We start from the raw sequence: 664 nt of genomic DNA on the forward strand, positions 1-664 counted from the left end.
GACGAGGCCGTCGCCGACGGTGAGCAGCGTGTAGGTGCGGCCGGCTTCGGCGAACGAGATGCCCTGCTGGGCGATGCCGATGATGATGCCGCCGATGATGTTGATGAAGACGACGAGCAGGCCGGCGATGGCGTCGCCGCGCACGAACTTCGAGGCGCCGTCCATGGCGCCGTAGAACGAGCTCTCGTCCTCGAGATTCTTGCGGCGGACGCGGGCTTCCTTCTCGTCGATCAGGCCGGCCGAGAGGTCGGCGTCGATCGCCATCTGCTTGCCCGGCATGGCGTCGAGGTTGAAGCGGGCCGCCACCTCGGCGATGCGGCCCGAGCCCTTCGTGATCACCACGAAGTTCACGATCACGAGGATCGTGAACACGATGATGCCGATCACGAAATTGCCGCCCATCACGAAGTTGCCGAACGCCTCGATGACGTGGCCGGCGGCGGCCGTGCCCTCGTGGCCGTGCGACAGGATCAGGCGGGTCGAGGCGAGGTTGAGCGACAGCCGCAGCATCGTCGACATCAGGAGCACGGTCGGGAAGACCGAGAACTCCAGCGGCGTGTGGATGAAGCACCGAGGTGATGATCGAGACCGCGAGCGCGAAGTCGAGCAGCAGCGGCGGCAGCGGCAGGATGAGCACGACCAGGATGGTCATCACGCCGACGGC

General features: G+C 66.3%; 1 pseudogene. It reads right to left on the reverse strand.

From position 1 onward, the window contains the following. A pseudogene (locus ABTU92_RS29125) lies at positions 1–664 on the reverse strand (FHIPEP family type III secretion protein); the annotation flags it as partial.

Origin of the sequence: Rhodoplanes sp. SY1 (assembly GCF_046000175.1) — a bacterium.
GTDB lineage: Bacteria > Pseudomonadota > Alphaproteobacteria > Rhizobiales > Xanthobacteraceae > Rhodoplanes.